This window comes from Bifidobacterium sp. W8112, from assembly GCF_016101425.1.
GTDB lineage: Bacteria > Actinomycetota > Actinomycetes > Actinomycetales > Bifidobacteriaceae > Bombiscardovia > Bombiscardovia apousia.
Genome location: NZ_JACFQN010000002.1, coordinates 443,843 through 462,412, shown reverse-complemented (window position 1 = coordinate 462,412; position 18,570 = coordinate 443,843). Strand labels below are relative to the sequence as shown.

Here is an 18,570-nt window from a genome sequence, read left to right as displayed (position 1 = left end):
GATATGACCAGGCGATCCGGCCGTGACGGAGGGCCCCTGCGGGTTCGATCGGTCAGCACCACCTTCGATTCAGCTACGCCCGGGGAGGACATCCAGAGCAGACCTGCTCCGGTGCGTCTGCTGAGGCATCTGGTAACGGGCGCCTTCGACCTCTGGGTGGGGCTATCCATCAATATGACCGGTCGCATGGGCTGGTCGGCCGACGTCCAACCCTATGTGGGTTATGGCACTGAGTCATACTCCCGGCTGATCTGTCGCACTATTCTGACCGACGGCCGCAGACGCGAGGATCCGGCCATCCGAGGCATTCGCGGTCTGCTGACCGTACCCGCGCCCCGGACCAGGGTCAGGCTGGCCATCGACAGCACCGCCATCGGGAGGGTCCAGGTGGGCGATTCCTCGGTCTACGATGCCGTCGATCCCAGCCGCAGCCTGAGCGCGGATGCGGTCTTCTCCGACCGATCGGGCTACCTTGATCTGGTGGCCGAGCATCGGCTGACCCCAGGCGTGCACCGGGTCTCCTACCAGGTGCGGGGCCGCAGGCCTGTGGACGCGCCGCTGTACATCGTGCCCGGCCAAACGCCGGTTGGCGTCATATCCGACGTGGACGACACCATCATGATCAGCCAGGTGCCCAATCATTGGAAGGCTGCTTGGAACCTGCTCCTGTCAAATCCGCACCGCAGGTCCTCGGTGCCGGGCATGGCCGTGCTCTACAACCGCATCCGCGACCTGGATCCCCGGATGCCCTTTTTCTACCTGTCGGCCTCGCCCTGGAATGTGGAAGGGTCCATACGCGGCTTCATTCGCGACCACGGCTTTCCGGCCGGCCCCCTGCTGCTGCGGGATCTGGATCCCAGGCCCAAGACCTTCGTGCCCTCCATCGTGCAGCACAAGATGGAGTTCATCCACCAGCTCATGGCCGACTTCCCTCGGATGCGCTTCGTGCTCATGGGCGATGACGGGCAGAGCGACCCCGCCACCTTCGCCCAGGTGGTGCGCCAATATCCGGACCGGGTCCTGGCCATCGGCATCCGCCAGCTGAGCCCCCAGGAGACCGGGTTGGGATCCTTGTTCAAGCGCACGGCCACCCAGCCGATGCCGGTGACGCAGGTGCCGGTCTTCTACGGGACCACGGGCGCCAACCTGATGCGAACCCTGCTGCCCTATCTGCGTCGTCGCGCCAGAATATAATCGCCCCATGAGTTTTTCGGCCGTCAATCCCGCGCCTCCTCATGCACAACGCCGTCCCGCTGATCGGTGCTTCCATGGGGACCACTTCGAAGATCCCTATGAGTGGATGCGCAACCGGGAGGATCCTGCCACCCAGGCCTATGTGCGCGACCAGAACAGCTACTGCCAGGAACGGCTGGCCGGCCAGAAGGGCCTGCGGGCTACCTTGCTCAAGGAGTTCACCGACCGGGTGCAGCAGACCGACATGTCTGTGCCAACCCGGATGCACGGCTACTGGTACTTCTCACGGACGCTCAAGGGCCAGGAGTACGGGGTGCAGTGCCGTCTGCCGGTGCGCGGCCAGAATGACTGGGATCCTCCAACGGTTCAGGCTTCATCGGCGCCCGGGTCCATGCCGGGCGAGGAGGTCATCTTCGACGCCAACGCCGAGGCGGAGGGCTACGACTTTTTCTCCTTAGGTTGCCTGGATCTGAGCGCCGACGGTCGATGGATGCTCTACGGACTGGACACCAGGGGCAACGAACGATACGACCTGCGCATCCGGGATCTTTCCCAAGGTCGAGACCTGCCTGATCGGATCGACCAGGTCTCCTCCGGGGCAGTGCTGACCCCCGACGGCCGATGGGTCTTCTACACCGGCCTGGACAAGGCCTGGCGTCCGGACACGGTCTGGCGGCATGAGGTGGGCACTTCGGCCGACCAGGATGTCCTGGTCTACCAGGAGGGCGACGAGCGTTTCTGGGTGGGGCTGGGCCTCAGCTACGACGAATCCGCCATGCTGATTGCCACCGGGTCCAAGACCACCAGCGAGGTGCTCATGCTGGACCTGAAGGATCCGCAGGGCGAGTTTGTGCTCTTGATCCCCCGCAAGGAGGGGGTCGAGTACGACATCAGCCTGGCCAGATTCGAAGATGCCGGTCCGGCAGGGGAGGACCTGCCGGTGGCTGTGGTCTACCACAATGTAAACAACCCCAACTTCGAGGTGGATCTGATCGATCTGCGCAGCCACCGTCCGCCATTTCGACTGGGAGAAGGGGTGCGGCTGGCACAAGGCAGCCCCTATGGCTGCGAGCGCTCCGGAGACCTGGCCTCCCTGCCGCCCGAGAAGCCCTACCATGACCCGGGCAATCCCGCCATTCTTCAAGGCGCTCGCGGGCTGGGAATCGAGGGGCTGGGCATCCACCGCAGCTTTGTGGTTCTGACCTACCGGGCCGACAGCCTGCCTCATATGGCTGTCATCGCCAAGGATCAGGCACTTGAAGATCTGCGGGCTGGTCGGCCCTGGCGCTTCCATGAGGTCCTGCCCGGCCAGGCCAGGGACGGCATTGACCGTCTCTACAGCATCGGCCCCACGGACAACCCCTCCTACCAGGCCCCCGGGCTGCGCTACATCCGGGGCAGCTATGGGACCCCGGCCGAGCTGCGCGAGCTGGACCCGGTCCGGGGCGTGGACCGGTTGCTCAAGCGGGCCCGGGTGCTGGGCGACTTCCGGCCCGAGCACTACGCCGAGCGTCGGGTTCTGGTACGTGTGAGGGATGGGGCTTTGGTGCCGGTGTCTCTGGTCTGGCGGCGGGGCATGCATCCGGAGCTGGATGCCTGCGGGAGGACTGGGCCCGACGATACGGTCATCCAGGCTCCCGGAAACCCTGAACGCCGCCCTTGGCCGGACCATGATCCTGGCAGGTCCGCACCCATGTTCATCACCGGGTATGGAGCCTACGAGATCAGCCAGGATCCGGGCTTCTCCACCGGTAGGCTCAGCCTGCTGGACCGAGGCGTGCTCTACGCTGTTCCCCATGTGCGCGGCGGCGGGGAGATGGGCCGCGCCTGGTACGAGCAGGGCCGGCGGCTGCACAAGGTCAACACCTTCCTGGACTTCATCGACGTGACTGCCGCCCTGCAGGCCCAGGGTTGGGCGGATCCACGTCATACGGTGGCCAACGGCGGGTCGGCCGGCGGGCTGTTGATGGGGGCCGTGGCCAACATGGCCCCTCAGCTCTATGCCGGCATCGAGGCGGATGTGCCCTTCGTGGATGCGCTGACCAGCATCCTGGACCCGGACCTGCCGCTGACCGTGACCGAATGGGACGAATGGGGAGACCCCCTGCATGATCAGCAGGTCTACCGGTATATGCGCTCCTACTCGCCCTACGAGAACGTGCCTGACGCTGATAGCAGGCGCCGGCTCTTCGGCAGCGACCACTTCCCTGCCATCCTGGTGACCACATCTATGAACGACACCCGGGTGCTCTATGTGGAGCCGCTCAAGTGGGTGGCCAGGCTGCAGGAGCCGCAGGTGGGGGCCGATGCGCTGATCAGGATCGAGGTCCAGGCAGGCCACGGAGGCATCAGCGGACGTTACCGGCAGTGGGAGGAGCTGGCCTTCGAGAACGCCTGGTGTCTGTCCATCATGGTCCCTCAAAGCTGCTGAACCTGGCCTGTCCGGGATTCGGTCGGGGTCGGGAAAGGGCCCTGGCAGGCTCGTTATGCTCGGGGTATGACAAATAGCAAGCAGAAAACATATCACATTGCGGTCATTGCCGGTGACGGCATCGGCAAGGAGATCGTTCCCCAGGCTCAGGCTGTTTTGGAGAAGGTGACCCGAGGCAAGGCTGATATCCGCTATGAGGACTTCGACCTGGGCGCTGAGCGCTACCTGCGTGATGGAGCCGTTCTGCCCGACGAGGATCTGGACCGGCTCAAGCAGCAGGATGCCATCCTCCTGGGGGCCATCGGCGACCCCCGGATCAAGGCCGGCATTCTGGAGCGGGGACTGCTGCTCAAAATGCGTTTCGAGCTGGACCAGTATGTCAACCTTCGTCCATCCAAGCTCTACAAGGGCGTGGTGTCGCCCCTGGCCAATCCGGGTGACATCGACTTCGTGGTCGTGCGGGAGGGCACCGAGGGGCTTTATGCCGGGGCCGGAGGCTCCATTCGCCGGGGCACCCCCCAGGAGGTGGCCACCGAGGTCTCCATCAACACGGCCTACGGGGCGGAACGGGTCATCCGCTACGCCTTCCAGCTGGCCATGAAGCGTCGCCGTCGCCTGACCTTGGTCCATAAGAAGAACGTGCTGACCAACGCGGGAGACATGTGGCAGCGGCTGGTCGACCAGGTGGGCCAGGAGTATCCCGATGTGGAGCGCGAGTACCTGCACATCGACGCCTCCACCATATTCCTGGTGACCGAGCCCAGCCGCTTCGACGTGATCGTGACCGACAATCTCTTCGGCGACATCCTCACGGACGAAGCGGGGGCTGTGGTGGGAGGCGTGGGCTACTCGGCCTCCGGCTGCATCAACGCCTCGGGCACCTACCCATCCATGTTCGAGCCCATCCACGGGTCCGCCCCCGACATCGCCGGCAAGGGGATCGCCAACCCCACGGCGGCCATCCTCTCGGCCGGGATGCTCCTGGATCATCTGAGCTTCGAGGATGAGGCGGCCAGCATCGAACGGGCCGTGGAGGACGACATCGAACGCTCCGGCTCCACCCAGCGGAGCACGGAGCAGATCGGCAGGGATATCCTAAGCCGTCTGTGATCGGGCCGGATGGCGGCTAGACTGGAGGGCATGACTATGGATGATGTCCCCCAGCCGGACGACCGGCAGTCCAGCGATATGCCGACAGGGAATCCCGGCTTCGGTCCCTCCCCGTTCCCGCAGGTTCCGCCCGAGCATCAGGAACCTGCCGGGGAAGATGCCGCTGCCAGCGCAGCCCAGCCGGGCCAGTCAGGTCCAGATGCAGCCGACGGGCAGCAGCAGGATTCGGGCTATCCAGCTGGCCATGATGTCGGCGGGGGGAACCAGAGCCCCTATCAGACCGGGCAGTTTCCCGCCAGTCAGTATCCCCATGATGGGTATCCGACAGGGCAGAGGGGCAATGCCAGATACCCGTTTGCCCCTCAGGAGGGCGAACAATATCCTGGGGCGTATCAGGCAGGGCCCTATCGGCCCAGTCAGTATCCGACGGCCGGGTATCCAGCTGGTCAGCAGTATCCGACCGGTCAGCAGTATCCTGCTGGGCAGTATTCCGGTGGCCAGTATCCTGGGGGCCAGAATCCTCCAAGTCCCTATCAACCGGGACCGGGCTATCCCGGCCAGTACCCATCTGGCCAGTACCCACCGAGTGGGTACCCGGGCAATCGATACCCAACAGGCCAGTATCCAGGCAATCAGTATCCTGGCGGGCAGTATCCGCCGCAGGCTCCTATGCCTTGGCCCTACCCGGGCATGCCCCAGGGCGGGTATCCCGGGGCTATGCCCAGCGGCAGGAGTCCCTATCCGATATCACCCACTCCGCACAGCAAGTTGGCAGCCGGACTGCTCAGCATCTTTCTGGGCTGCTTCGGCGTGGGCAACTTCTACCTGGGCAGAACCGGCCGGGGTGTGGCTCAGCTCATGCTCACCCTGATAGGGTTCCTCTTCTTCTTCATTGGGCCGACCATCGCCATAATCTGGGGGCTGATCGAAGGTATCCTGATTCTGTCATCCTCAACCGGCTCCTTCTGGCATCGTGACGCTCGCGGGTGGGAGTTGACGGATTGAATCCGGCCCTTCTGCGCGGCGTCGGCAAGCAGATGGGCGGTAAACTTGCGGCCGTAACCCTGACCTTGGGCCAGGGGCCAGACTCCCGTCCAGTCATTGCTTCCTGCAGGATTGACGGCGACTTCTTTACGGAGCCGGCCCCGGCAGCCTCCCGTGAATACGAGGAGGATCATAGGCCGGTATCCCGGCTGGAATCCGCAATTTGTGGTATCCCGCTGCCCTTGGATCCTGGTCTGGCGCTGAAGAGGCTGGACAAGGTCATGGCAGAGGGGGATGGTCAACGAGTAGTCGGCGTGTCCCCATGGACCCTGGTGACCGCACTGGAGCGCGCCCTGCCGGATGGCCTGGTCAGCCATGGGCGCGAGGAGCCCGAACAGACGTCTTTTCAACAGTCGCAGCTGGACGAGGTCGAATGCCGCCGCCGTTGGTCCGGCCTGAAGCTGAATCTGATCAGGGACCGCCCACGGGAGCCCGTCATGCAGATGGCCATGGATCAGGCTCTCAATGATGCCGTAGCCCAAGGCCGGCTGCTGCCCACCCTGCGCATTTGGAATTGGTCGGCGCCGGCAGTGATCCTGGGGCGCTTCCAGTCCCTGAGCCAGGAGGTCCACGCGGATCGGGCGCGCAGTCTGGGCTTTACCCTGGTTCGCCGATGCACCGGCGGTGGCACCATGGTCATTCAGCCCGACCGGGCCATCACCTATTCGCTCTATCTGCCCCTGGACTTCGTCAAGGGGACCGATCTGATCGACTCCTACCGGATCTGCGACTACTGGCTGGTTCGCGGTCTGCGCATGCAGGGGATTCAGGCCGGATGGCAGGGCATGAATGACATCGCCTCCCCGCGGGGCAAGATGGGGGGCGCCGCCCAGCGCAGGCTGCCGGCAGGTTCCCGCGGACCGGGCGGACTGCTCCACCACACCACGCTTTCCTACTCAGTGGATCCTGATCTGATGGCCCAGGTGCTTAATGTGGATCCGGCGAAATTCCACGACAAGGCCGTGGCCTCGGTCAGAAGCCGGGTGGATCCCATCGACAGGCAGACCAGTCTGTCCCGTCGATCCCTGATCGATGCCCTTCTGGACACCCTGCCCTCCCTGGTGTCGGATCTACGCATATCAAGTCCTCCGCCCGAGATTGAGCAACGGGCCCGCACTCTGGCCCGGCAGCGCTACGGCCGTGGGGAGTGGACCGCCCAGATCGCCTGACCGGCAAGGGGGGTTGATGTGTGTGGGTATAATCGTGCTCAGTCGCGTCGAACCCGGCGCGAGGTCATCAACCATGCGTGAGTCGGTGCAGACCCGCCAGACATGGCGAAAAGGAGTGCGGAGTATGGCGGTTCACAAGCCCAACGAGATTCCCGATGACGGGAACGCCCTCAGGCAGACCGCCCTATTCAAACAGGTGCCCAGGCAGGACGCCGACCAGCTTTTGGACACCATGCACGAGTCCACTTATGCCAAGGGGTCCACGGTCTTCCGGCAGGGGGACACCGACCATCGGATGTATCTGCTGGAGGAGGGCAGGGTCAAGCTGGTCCGCCAGTCGCCCGACCGCCGCATCCAGCTGCTCAGCATCCATGGGCGCGGGGAGATCCTGGGCGAGATTCCCGTCTTTGACCCCTCCGGCGGGCCGCGTACCGCCTCGGCTGTGGTCATGGTCAACAAGACCAAGGTGGCTGCCTTGGATCACGATGCCCTCTTCGACTGGCTCAACCAGCATCCCAAGGTGGCTGTGGACATGCTTCAGGTGCTGGCCCACCGCCTGCGGACCGACAACGAGCGCATCTCCGACCTGGTCTTCCTGGACGTGCCGGCCCGTCTGGCCAAGACCCTGCTGGATCTGGCCACACGCTTCGGCGAACCCTTCGAGCAGGGGCTGATGGTCCCTTACGATCTGACCCAGGAGGAGCTGGCCCAGCTGGTCGGTGCCTCACGGGAGACCGTCAACAAGGCCCTGATGGACTTCTCCAACCGGGGATGGATCTCTCGCAAGGGCCGCACCATCATCATTTTCCAGCCCGGACCTCTGATTCGACGCTCACGCATGTGAACGCCGCTGCCCGGTAGAGCCGACGGCCTAGGATAGAGACCATGCCCGAACAAAAGAAATCCATGTCGGTCAGGCGCTTCTTCACGCTGCTGCTGGCTTACCTCATCTTCTGCGTCGCAGGTGGCGTGGTCGTCTCTGGTTTCCTGTTCCCCGCAGTCTTCGGCATCAACGCCGTCTCCAGGAATCTGATGCCCGCCCTGAAGACGGAGAACATCGACTTCAACGTCAACGATCTGCCCCAGCAGTCCCGCCTCTACGCCTCCGACGGGCATACCGTCATCGCCACCTTCTATGCGCAAAACCGGATCGTGGTGCCCATCAAGGACGTCTCCGACTACATGCAGAAGGCCGTGGTGGCCCGTGAGGACCGTCGTTTCTTCGAGCATGCAGGCGTGGATACCCAGGGCGTGCTCAGGGCCTTCATCCAGACCTACATCAAGCAGGGCGACACCCAGGGCGGTTCCTCCCTGACCCAGCAGTACGTCAAGAACGTGCTCATGAACCAGGCCGAGGAAAACAACGACCCCATCGCCGAGTACCACGCCCAGGAGGAGACCATAGCCCGCAAGATGCGGGAGATGCTGATCGCGGTGCAGATGGAGAAGAAGTACTCCAAGGCCGAGATTCTTCAAGGGTACTTGAATATCGCCCAGTTCGGAACCAACGTCTACGGGGTTGAGTCGGCTGCCAGGCGCTACTTCAGCAAGTCGGCCAAGGAGCTGGATCCGGGCGAGTCGGCCACCATCGCCGCCGTGACCAAGAATCCCGCACGCTTCGACCCCACCGTCAATATCAAGGCCGCTCAGGAGCAGCGGAACATCGTCCTGGATCTGATGAGGCAGGAGAACTACATCAGCCAGCGCCAGTATGAAGAGAACAAGGCCAAGCCGCTGGATCAGATGCTGCATGTGCAGTCTGCGGACGCCGGCTGCCAGGCGGCCGGGGACGCGGCCTTCTTCTGTGACTACGTGACCAAGCAGATCCTCAACTCCAAGGAGTTCGGCAAGAGCCAAGAGGATCGCAACAAACTCCTCAAGGAGGGCGGCCTGGACATCTACACCACCATGGACGTCAATGCCAACGCCGCAGCCATGAAGGCGGCTCGGGACACCATCCCAGTGGATGATCCGACCGGCTTCGAGGTCACGATGGCGGCCATTCGCCCGGGCACCGGCGAGGTTTTGGGCTTCGGCATCAACCGCATTTACGACGCCACCCAGAACTCCGGCGGCGGCACCCGCACGGCCATCAACTATGCAGTGGACCAGCAGGACGGCGGCGGCTGGGGTTTCCCCGTGGGCTCCACCTGGAAACCCATCAACCTGGTGGCCTGGATGAAGGCCGGCAAGTCCATCAATCAGCCCCTGCGCACCTCTACCAGCTATCCGCAGACCGCCTTCGCCTGCAAGACGGCTGACGGTACCTCCTATGGATTCGGCACGGGCAGCTGGCACGTTGAGAACTCGGGCGGCGGCACCACTTCACCGGAGAGCCCCCTGCAGGGCCTGATTCGCTCGCACAATACCACCCAGGCCTCCATGGCCCAGCAGATTGGCCTGTGCACCATAGCGGATACAGCCAAGGACATGGGCTACCACAATTCGCCCAAGGACCAGATGGACATCCACTCAGACAACAGCTTCCAGCCGCCCATGACCATCGGATCGGTCCAGGCCTCACCGCTGACCATGGCCAACGTCTACGCCACCATCGCCGCCAAGGGCGTGGCCTGCAGCCCTATCGCCATGACCAAGGTGATCGATAAGAATAAACGGTCCATCAAGGTGCCCAAGGCCAACTGCCATCAGGCCATCGACCCGGGCATCGCCGAGACCACCGCCTATGCCCTCAACCAGGGCGTGGTCCAGCCCGGAGGTGAGGCGGCCGTGACCCAGCTGGACGGGGGTCGCAAGACCTTCGCCAAGACGGGCACCCATGAGGACAAGTACATGCTGACCGGCGGATTCGTGCCCCAGGTGGCCTCCTTCGTCACTGTGGGCAATGCCGAGGGCCAGGTCTCCTTCAATGGCAAGGTCATCAACGGACGGTCCATGGGTACCTGGTACGGCATGTACATCGCCACCCCGGCATGGAAGGAGTTCATGAACACCTACCTGGCCGCTGCCAACATTCAACCGGACAACTCCTATGGCAATCCCGATGCACGCTTCACAGGCGGGGTCCAGCCTCAGCAGCCGGCTCCGATGCAGCAGCGTCAGGTGACCCGTGGCGTAGAAGCGCAGGAGCCGGAGATCGGGGAGTTGACCTCGGAAGAGGCTCAAACAGTGCCCGCGGCCGACTAGTACCTGGCTGGATGACTGCTTGTCGGGCCTCGGCTGGGATCCGAGCGAGGCTGTGCCTACAATGGAGACCATCAGGGATTCGTCGACGGGCGGGACCACGAGGGGTACGGCCGTCCGCCGGGAGAGGCAGGAACAGATGGTCCAGGAATATTCAGAGCTGGATGACAAGGCCCCTCGGGCCGACGGCCGGGTTCATGAGGATCAGGCCATGCCGGGGCCGGTGAGCGGCTCTGGCAGGTTGGATGTGTCCAAACCGATCTGGTCCTTTGAGTCGGATGCCGCCGACGGCAAGAAGAAGACTGGCAAGGCTGCCAAGGGGATCAAATCGTCCAAAAAGGACAAGAAGGCCAAGAAGGCGAAAAGCGTCAACAAGGCCAGGAAACCAAAATCGGGAAGAAGACGGGAGAAGGCCCTGCCTGCGCTCTTCCAGCCCATGGAACTGCGCGACCAGCACATCCGCAACAGGATCTGGATGCCGCCCATGGACACTTATTCGTCCCTGCGGCATGACGGGGTTCCTACCAACTTCCACTATCAGCACTATGTGTCCAGGGCCCTGGGCGGCTTCGGAGTCGTCATCGGGGAGGCCACGGCCGTAAACCCCCAGGGGCGGATCTCTCCCTGCGACGTGGGGCTGTGGGATGACGAGCAGACCAGGGCCTGGCAGGGCATCGTCCGGGATGTCAAGGCCGCTGGAGCCGTCCCTATCGTCCAGCTCAACCATTCGGGGCGCAAGGGCTCCTCCGGGTGCTCCTCCATGGGCTATATCAACGCCACCGTGCCCGTGGCCGAAGGAGGCTGGCAACCTGTGGGCCCCAGCCCCATCGCCTTCGGGAGGATGGCGGTCCCGGTCCAGCTCTCGCGGGCGCAGATAGCCTCCATTGTGGCCGACTTCCGTTCCGCTGCCGTGCGAGCCGTTCAAGCCGGCTTCCTGGGCGTGGAGCTGCATGCCGCCCACGGCTACCTGCTCTCCCAATTCCTGGATCCACTGATCAACCGCCGCAGCGACGAGTACGGGGGTGACCTGTCCGGCAGAATGCGCCTGCTGATCCAGGTGACCGATGCCGTGCGCGAGGTCATTCCCTCGGGCATGCCCCTGCTGGTGCGCATGTCCGCCACCGACTGGGCCACTGGCGGATGGGGCCTGGACGAGACCATCCGCACCGCCAAGGTGCTCAAGCTGCACGGGGTGGACCTGATTGACGTTTCCACCGGGGGTCTGGTGCCAGGCGTGAATATCCCAGCCGCTCCCAACTACCAGGTGCCCTTCTCCTACCAGGTGCGCAGCCAAGTGCTGATTCCCACCACAGCCGTGGGGCTGATCACCAAGCCCAGGCAGGCTGACCGGATCGTACGCAAGGGTCTGGCCGATGCGGTCGAGATCGGTCGAGCCAGTCTGCGCGACCCCTACTGGCCGCTCAGGGCCGCCTACAAACTGGGGCTGTCCGCTCAGCAGGCCCCCTACCCTGAGCCTTACCGGCGCGGGGCCTACGGCGTCGCACGCTGAGAGCGGCCATGGACGCTGTTGGTGGCAGAGCAGGGACCATTGTGGTCATGCCCACCTATCAGGAGGCCGACAATATCGGGGTGATCCTTCCGCAGCTCTTGGCCTGCTGCCCGGAAGTCGATGTCCTGGTCGTCGACGACAACTCGCCGGACGGCACCGGTGCCAAGGCCGAGGACATGGCCAAGCGCGACCCTCGCGTGCACGTCATCCATCGGCAGGACCGCCGCGGGTTGGGCCCTGCCTACGTGCAGGGTTTCCGCTGGGCTTTGGGGCATGGCTATGGCCTGATCTGCGAGATGGACATGGATGGTTCCCATCGGCCCCAGGATCTGGCCAGGATGCTGGCGGTGGCCCGAGGCAAGGCGCATCCGGATCTGGTCATCGGCTCGCGCCGGGTGCGCGGAGGCTGCACCCAACATTGGCCCTGGTATCGGGACCTGATCTCGCGTGTGGGATCCTGGTATGCCCGCACCGCCCTGGGATCCTCCGTGCGGGACATGACCGCCGGCCTGCGGGTCTATCGAGCGGATGTGCTCAGGCGGATCGACATGCGAAGGGTCCGCTCCAGCGGCTACGTCTTCCAGGTGGATATGCTGCGTCGGGTCCAGGCCATGGGTCTGAGCGTCGTCGAAGTGCCTATAGTCTTCGTGGAGCGGGTTCGCGGCAGCTCGAAGATGGATGTCGGGATCGTTCTGGAGGCCATGGTCCAGGTGACCCTATGGGGACTTGAACGGTTGACCCATCGAAACTGACATTGCATCGCCATCGTGTTCGCTTTCTCGGGCGACCCCGCAGGCCCTTGTGGGCGACTTGGAGACAGAATGTGCCATGGCTGACCGATTGCCGCAATAGCCGCGGCAGGCCTCTGGCGTATGGAAGAATGGTCGGGGTATCGAAGAAACATCGATTGTTCGCCCCTGCTTTTGGACGGCGACCGCAGTCCCATGGCCGGCTTGCCAATTTGGGCGAATGTGTGCGATAATGTTCGAATGATATCGTCACAACGCCAACACCTGATATTGAACCGGTTGCGTACTCGTGGCGCAGTCCGTATCACCGCCCTCTCCAAGGAGTTGGGCGTTTCCGCCATGACCATCCGTCGGGACATTGCCGACCTGGCGGACAAGGGCCTGCTCAAGAGGGTCCACGGAGGGGCCGTCACCACCAGCTCGCTGCTGGCTGAGCCGCTCTTCTCGGTCAAGTCGCAGATGGACATGGGCCTCAAGGACACCATCGCCCGTCATGCCATCGACTATGTCTCCCCGGGCGACGTCATCGCCATCGGCGGCGGAACCACGGCCTATGTCTTCGCCCAGCACCTCCTGGAGAGCCGTCAGTGCGCCGGCGTGACCCTGCTGACCAATTCCATCCCTGTGGCCGAGCTGGTTCAGGCCATGGAGAGCAAGGACGTCGAAGTCATCGTCACCGGCGGCGTCATCACCCGATCCAACTCCCTGGTAGGCCCCATTGCGGATAAGGTCATCGCCTCCCTGCGGGTCAACACGGTTTTTCTGGGGACCCACTCGGTCTCCATCCCACGCGGCTTCCTGATGCCCAACTCCCTGGAGGCGGCCACCGACATGGCGCTCATGGACATCGCCGACCGGACCATCATCCTGACTGACCATACCAAGTGGAGCTGCACCTCCCTGTCCCTGTTCGCCTCCTTCGACCAGGTGGACACCGTCATCACCGACGACCAGCTGGACCAGGAGTCGGCCGAGGCCACCCGCTCCCTGGTCAAGCGGCTGGTGTTGGTGCCGGTCAACCCCGAGGAAGGCCAGGCTCAGGACGGAGCCTCAGACGGGTCTGGGGACCAGGTTCAATGAGAGGTAGGTCACACAGGGGTGTGCGGGTTGCCATAGCTGGTTGCCATGGATTGTCAATCATCACGGACGATGAAGGAGCAGCATGAAGTCAGAGCAGTATGTCCCTCAGCGGTATGTTCCTGGCGACTACGCCAGGGAGCACATCCGCATCACCCCCACCAGGCTGGCCGACGGGCGCCGGTTCTTCTACCTGGACGACGATCCTGAGTACGTCTCCGGCCGCAGGACCAGGCGTCTGGACGATCCCCGTCCGCTGACCGACCGGTTCGCCCCCCATCAGGATCAGGAGGGCAGGACGGTGCCCTTCCAGCCGCCGCAGATGCGCCGGGACCCTCTGACCGGCGACTGGATTCCCATGGCCACGGCCCGGATGAACCGGCCCATCACCGCCGGACCGCAGGCCACCGCCAAGGGCAACCCTCTGGCAGCCAGAAAGCCCGGGGACCCCTACCAGGACGGGGAGATCCCCGATGTGGACTACAACGTGGCGGTCTTCGAGAACCGTTTCCCCTCCATGATGCAGGTGCCCAATACCCAGGCGGCCGACCAGCCCTCCCTGGTGGACGGTAACCCCCTCTGGCCGGTGCGCGAGGCCAACGGGCGCTGCGAGGTGGTCTGCTTCGACCCTGACGAGCACGCGTTGCCTGCCGATCTGCCGGTTTCCCGTCTGCGGACGGTGGTGGAGGCCTGGGCCTTCCGGACTGCTGAGATCTCGACCATGGAGGGCATCGAACAGATTTTCCCCTTCGAGAACCACGGCCAGGAGATCGGCGTCTCCCTGGCCCACCCTCACGGACAGATCTACTGCTACCCCTTCATAGCCCCCCGGCTGGAGCAGGAGTTGAGGCAGTGCGCCGACTACCGGGAGCGCACCGGCGGCAACCTCCTGGCGGACATCCTCAAGGCCGAGCTGGACTCCGGACGGCGGGTGGTCTTCCGCAACGCCACCTGGGTGGCCTATGTGCCTGCCGCCGCCCGCTGGCCCCTGGAGGTCCACGTGGCCCCCATCCGTGACGGGATCCTGAGCCTGGATCAGCTCAACGACCAGGAGCGCTGGGACCTGGCCGTCATGTATTCCACCCTGCTCAAGCGGGGCAACGCCTTCTTCGACAAGGGCGACGGCAGGGGGATGGATCTGCCCTACATCGCCGCCTGGCACCAGGCACCGCTGCACGATCCGCGGCGGGAGGACTACCGGCTCAACCTGCAGTTCTTCTCCTTCCGTCGAGCCGTGGACAAAATCAAGTATCTTGCCGGATCCGAGTCAGGCATGGCTGCCTGGGTGTCGGACACCACCCCCGAGCGGATCGCCGACCGTTTCCGCCAGCTGGGACCCCTGGATCTGGAGAATGGAGAGAATCAATGACGACGACAGTGGAATTCATGCAGGCCTGGACCCAGGGCGCCGACGGCCAAGGCGCTACCAAGGCCCGGGAGCTCTTCCAAAAGGTCTATGGGGAGGATCCTCAGGGCGTCTGGAGCGCGCCTGGCCGGGTCAACCTGATTGGCGAGCACACGGATTACAACGCTGGACTCTGCCTGCCCATCGCCCTGCCCACTCGTACCTATGTGGCCGCCAGCCCCAGGACGGACAGCCGGGTTCGCCTGGTCTCCACCATGGATCCCGAGCATCCGGTCCAGGCTGATCTGGATGGGCTTCAGGCTCGAGGGGTGAGCGGATGGGCGGCTTATCCGGTCGGCGTGGCCTGGGCCCTGCAGCGGGATGGCTTCCCTCAGGTCCAAGGCTTTGACCTGGCGCTGGCCTCCTGTGTGCCCGTGGGGTCCGGGTTGAGCTCCTCGGCGGCCATGACCTGTGCCGTGGCCCTGGCCCTGGATGACCTGTTCGCCTTGGGGTTGGGAGGCGACGAGGCTGGCCGGGTCAGGCTGATCCAGGCCGCCATCACTGCTGAGAACGACATGGCTGGCGCTTCCACCGGCGGCATGGATCAGAGCGCCTCCATGCGCTGTCGATCAGGCTGCGCCCTGCGGCTGGACTGCCGGCCAGAACTGGATGCCATGAGCAATGTGCGCCAGGTCCCCTTCGATTTGGAGGCTGCGGGGCTAGAGCTGCTGGTGGTCGACACCAGGGCCCAGCACCAGCTCAACGACGGCCAATACGATCAGCGACGGGCCACCTGCGAGCAGGCTGCACACCTGTTGAGAGTAGCCAACCTGCGCCAGGCGGCAGACCAGGTCAATGGTGCCGCTGATCCCCCATCTGCCCTGGCTGCCCTGCTGGAGCAGCTGCCGGATGAGACCATGCGTCGGCGGGTACGCCACGTCATCAGCGAGATAGGACGGGTGGACCGCTTTATCGAGGCCTTCGGCAGGGGCGATTACGTCCTGGCTGGTCGCCTGTTCAACGCCTCCCATGACTCCCTGAGGGACGACTACGAGGTCACCTGCCCGGAGCTGGATGAGGCCGTGGATGCGGCACGTCAGGGCGGGGCCTATGGGGCTCGCATGACCGGCGGCGGGTTCGGCGGATCCATCATCGCCCTGGCTGATGCCGGCAAGGGCTCCGATCTTGCCCGTGAGATAGCCGAACGATTCGTCTCCAAGGGATTCAAGTCCCCCAGAGCCCTGATCGCCCTGCCCTCCTCGGCGGCCGCGCGCGAATCCTGAATCGGACTGCAGACTCTTACGACCCCGCTTCTCCCGGCGCTCCTCTAAGCTGGGGGAGCGGGGTCCCGGTTTTCAGGGGTCCAGTCAAGGGCGAGGTGGATGAGGAGGACGGTCATGGACAAGGCGATCATCACAGTGGTGGGCAAGGATGCCATCGGCATCATCGGCAAGGTCTGTACAGACCTCTCCCAGCAGGGGATCAATGTGCTGGATATTTCGCAGACCATTCTGGATGGCTTCTTCACCATGATGATGATCGTGGACTGCACCGCCTGTAAGGATGATTTCGACGCGCTGAGCCAGCGGATGGATTCTTTGGGAGAAGAGATCGGGGTCTCCATCCGTTGCCAGCGCGAGGAGATCTTCACCAGGATGCACCGGGTCTGAGGAGGCGGCCATGATCACACGCGACGAGGTCCTCGAGACCAACGACATGATCGACCGGGAGCGCCTGGACGTGCGCACCATCACTATGGGCATCAGCCTGCTGGATTGTGTGAGCGGTGATGTGGACATGCTCTGTCGGAACATCCATCGCAAGATCGTCTCCCTGGCCGGCGATCTGGTGTCCACAGGCGATGCCATCGCCCGTGAGTACGGCATTCCCATCGTCAACAAACGCATCACCGTCACTCCTATCTCTCTGGTGGCCGCCGGCGCCTGCCACACGGTGGAAGACTATGTAGCCGTGGCCAAGGCCCTGGATCGTTCGGCCCAGGAGGTCGGGGTCAACCTGATCGGCGGCTACTCGGCCCTGGTAGGCAAGGGCATGACCCCGGCTGAGCGGCTGCTGATCAAGTCCCTGCCCAGGGCGCTGAGCCAGACGGAACGCGTCTGCGCCAGCGTCAACGTGGGCTCCACCAGAACGGGCATCGATATGGATGCCGTCGCCCTCATGGGGCGGGTCGTCAAGGCCACTGCTGAGAGCACCGCCGACTCGGACAGCTCTGGCTGCACCAAGCTGGTGGTCTTCTGCAATGCTCCGGACGACAACCCCTTCATGGCCGGTGGTTTCCATGGGGTCAGCCAGGGGTCGGCCGTCATCAACGTGGGGGTCTCCGGACCCGGCGTGGTCAAGACCGCCCTGGAATCAGCCAAGGGAGCAGACTTCGGGCAGCTCTGTGAGACTATCAAACGTACGGCCTTCAAGATCACCCGCGTGGGGCAGCTGGTGGCCCAGGAGGCCAGCCGTCGCCTGGAGGTGCCCTTCGGCATCATCGACCTGTCCCTGGCGCCCACCCCAGCTGTCGGAGACTCAGTGGGGGAGGTCCTGCAGACCATGGGCCTGGAGCAGGTGGGCGCCCCCGGGACCACTGCGGCCCTGGCCATCCTCAACGATCAGGTCAAGAAGGGCGGCATCATGGCTTCCAGCTCGGTGGGCGGGCTGTCCGGGGCCTTCATTCCCGTGTCGGAGGACGCCGCCATGATTCAGGCTGCACAAGAGGGGAGCCTGACCCTGGAGAAGCTTGAGGCCATGACCTGCGTCTGCTCGGTGGGGTTGGACATGATCCCCATCCCCGGCGACACCTCTGCCGAGTCCATCTCCGGCCTGATCGCCGACGAAGCGGCCATCGGCATGATCAATCAGAAGACCACTGCAGTCAGGGTCATTCCTGTCATCGGCAAGCAGGTGGGCGAGTGGGCCGAGTTCGGCGGGCTCATGGGCGGCGGGCCGGTCGTGCCCGTCAATACCCGTTCCTGCGCGGACTTCGTCAATCGAGGCGGACACATCCCAGCGCCCATTCACAGCTTCAAGAACTGAGTGCGCTCGCGGGGTTCAGCGACCGCCTTGGAATCCCAGTTGCCGCCAGGCCTCGTAGATGGCGATGGAGGCGCAGTTGGTCAGGTTCAGGCTGCGCAGGCTGGGCCGCATGGGCAGCCTGACCTGCTCGGCTACATGAGGGCCGGCCATGATGTCCATGGGGTCGGGGATGTCGCCCGGTTCGGGGCCAAACAGGAGGATGTCGTCCGGCCGGTAGCTGACCTCGGTGTAGAGCTTGTCGGCGTGGGCGGTGAAAGCGATGATCCGGCTGTCGGGCATGGAGCGGACCAGGTCGTCGAAGTCCGGGTGCAGGACCACGTGGGCCATGTCATGGTAGTCCAGGCCGGCCCGGCGCAGCTTGGTGTCCTTGAGGTTGAAGCCCAGGGGCTCTATCAGATGCAGGATGGTCCCGGTCACGGCGCACAGGCGGATGGCCGAGCCGGTGTTGCCGGGGATCCGCGGCGAGTAGTAGCACAGGTGGGGCGTGGAGGTCTTGACCCGGCTGGCCTGATCGGCCTTCATCATGGCATCCACCACGGAGATGGGGTTGCCGTGGGCGTCGGTGACCAGCTCGTCAGGGCCATAATTCGATTTGCGGTATCCGTACTCGTACATGCTTTCGACGGCCTTTGATGGGTCGCCGGACCGCTCCTGCTCCTGCCTGTTCATGAGGCCAACCTACCGTCGCCAAACGACAGGCCAGGCAGTGACGGTCGGCACCGTCGGGCAGAATACGGCGGTTGAATGAGGCA

Annotated in this window: 15 protein-coding genes; 14 read left to right on the top strand and 1 reads right to left on the bottom strand. The window is 64.2% G+C overall.

What is annotated here, in order from left to right; genetic code table 11:
- Positions 1 to 3: 3 nt before the first annotated feature.
- The 14 genes from H3T92_RS06085 (at position 4) to H3T92_RS06020 (ending at position 17,818) form a co-directional block, all read left to right on the top strand.
- The gene (locus H3T92_RS06085; RefSeq protein ID WP_198189593.1) at positions 4 to 1,194 is read left to right on the top strand and encodes an App1 family protein; all 1,191 of its coding nucleotides are present in this window, start codon (positions 4 to 6) and stop codon (positions 1,192 to 1,194) included.
- Positions 1,195 to 1,201: 7 nt separating this feature from the next.
- Positions 1,202 to 3,625, top strand: a complete 2,424-nt coding sequence (locus tag H3T92_RS06080) for a S9 family peptidase (protein ID WP_198189592.1) — start codon at positions 1,202 to 1,204, stop codon at positions 3,623 to 3,625.
- A 66-nt stretch (positions 3,626 to 3,691) separates the two neighbouring features.
- Entirely contained in the window at positions 3,692 to 4,735 is a 1,044-nt protein-coding gene (locus H3T92_RS06075; protein ID WP_144085379.1) for a 3-isopropylmalate dehydrogenase, read from the top strand.
- Between the two features lie 30 nt (positions 4,736 to 4,765).
- Entirely contained in the window at positions 4,766 to 5,740 is a 975-nt protein-coding gene (locus H3T92_RS08385; RefSeq protein WP_415873697.1) for an NINE protein, read from the top strand.
- The gene (locus H3T92_RS06065; protein WP_144085380.1) at positions 5,722 to 6,948 is read left to right on the top strand and encodes a lipoate--protein ligase family protein; all 1,227 of its coding nucleotides are present in this window, start codon (positions 5,722 to 5,724) and stop codon (positions 6,946 to 6,948) included. Before H3T92_RS08385 ends, H3T92_RS06065 begins: the two co-directional genes overlap by 19 nt.
- 124 nt (positions 6,949 to 7,072) lie before the next feature.
- Positions 7,073 to 7,792, top strand: coding sequence for a Crp/Fnr family transcriptional regulator (locus H3T92_RS06060; RefSeq protein ID WP_024627458.1), 720 nt, complete (start codon positions 7,073 to 7,075; stop codon positions 7,790 to 7,792).
- Positions 7,793 to 7,833: 41 nt separating this feature from the next.
- Entirely contained in the window at positions 7,834 to 10,095 is a 2,262-nt protein-coding gene (locus H3T92_RS06055; protein WP_144085381.1) for a transglycosylase domain-containing protein, read from the top strand.
- Between the two features lie 136 nt (positions 10,096 to 10,231).
- Complete coding sequence (locus H3T92_RS06050; RefSeq protein WP_144085555.1) at positions 10,232 to 11,602, top strand: NADH:flavin oxidoreductase/NADH oxidase; 1,371 nt, start codon at positions 10,232 to 10,234, stop codon at positions 11,600 to 11,602.
- An 8-nt stretch (positions 11,603 to 11,610) separates the two neighbouring features.
- On the top strand, positions 11,611 to 12,354 hold the full coding sequence (locus tag H3T92_RS06045) for a polyprenol monophosphomannose synthase (RefSeq protein ID WP_144085382.1): 744 nt from the start codon (positions 11,611 to 11,613) through the stop codon (positions 12,352 to 12,354).
- Positions 12,355 to 12,573: 219 nt separating this feature from the next.
- Complete coding sequence (locus H3T92_RS06040; RefSeq protein ID WP_260804409.1) at positions 12,574 to 13,431, top strand: DeoR/GlpR family DNA-binding transcription regulator; 858 nt, start codon at positions 12,574 to 12,576, stop codon at positions 13,429 to 13,431.
- An 82-nt stretch (positions 13,432 to 13,513) separates the two neighbouring features.
- Positions 13,514 to 14,797 (top strand): galactose-1-phosphate uridylyltransferase, encoded by a 1,284-nt coding sequence (gene galT, locus H3T92_RS06035; RefSeq protein ID WP_144085384.1) that lies wholly within the window; start codon positions 13,514 to 13,516, stop codon positions 14,795 to 14,797.
- Positions 14,794 to 16,056, top strand: coding sequence for a galactokinase (gene galK / locus H3T92_RS06030; RefSeq protein WP_144085385.1), 1,263 nt, complete (start codon positions 14,794 to 14,796; stop codon positions 16,054 to 16,056). Before galT ends, galK begins: the two co-directional genes overlap by 4 nt.
- 114 nt (positions 16,057 to 16,170) lie before the next feature.
- Complete coding sequence (locus H3T92_RS06025; RefSeq protein WP_144085386.1) at positions 16,171 to 16,443, top strand: ACT domain-containing protein; 273 nt, start codon at positions 16,171 to 16,173, stop codon at positions 16,441 to 16,443.
- Positions 16,444 to 16,453: 10 nt separating this feature from the next.
- Positions 16,454 to 17,818: a PFL family protein gene (locus H3T92_RS06020; protein WP_144085387.1), complete on the top strand. Its 1,365-nt coding sequence runs from the start codon at positions 16,454 to 16,456 to the stop codon at positions 17,816 to 17,818.
- Between the two features lie 15 nt (positions 17,819 to 17,833).
- Here the strand turns inward: H3T92_RS06020 and H3T92_RS06015 are convergent, their stop codons facing one another.
- Positions 17,834 to 18,487 (bottom strand): tRNA (cytidine(34)-2'-O)-methyltransferase, encoded by a 654-nt coding sequence (locus H3T92_RS06015; RefSeq protein ID WP_101432005.1) that lies wholly within the window; start codon positions 18,485 to 18,487, stop codon positions 17,834 to 17,836.
- Positions 18,488 to 18,570 lie beyond the last annotated feature (83 nt).